Consider the following 392-nt stretch of genomic DNA (forward strand, 5'->3'; position numbering starts at 1 on the left):
AGGGCGGCGGCCAGCGGGACCACGCCCCGGGTGCCCGCCCAGGTCAGTACCACCGGCACCCGCCAGTTCATGCGGGTGATGCCGCCCTTGCGATGCACCACCGCCGACAGCGGCGCCAGCCACAGCATGCGTACGGCGATCAGCGTGGCGGCGACGGCGAGCGCGTAGAGGGGCCAGGCCCGGTCGCCGTTGGACAGGGCCTGTACCTGGGCGGGCAGGGCGAGGCGTCTGCCCAGCGCCGTGACCGCCACCGGGTCGGTGCTTGCGAGTACCGCGCCCAGCACGAGGGCCATCTGCCACGACAGGGGGGACACCAGGGCTGCCCCCGCTCCGACCGCCGCGGCCGAGGCCAGCACCAGGCCGATCGACAGCACTCCGACCGGCTTCCACAC

The 392-nt window shown here is 74.7% G+C and carries 1 pseudogene; it reads right to left on the bottom strand.

Going from position 1 to position 392, the window contains the following annotated elements:
* Window positions 1–392, bottom strand: a pseudogene (locus tag TN53_RS42770) (hypothetical protein); the annotation flags it as partial.

Origin of the sequence: Streptomyces sp. WM6386 (genome assembly GCF_000972385.1) — a bacterium.
Classification (GTDB): domain Bacteria; phylum Actinomycetota; class Actinomycetes; order Streptomycetales; family Streptomycetaceae; genus Streptomyces.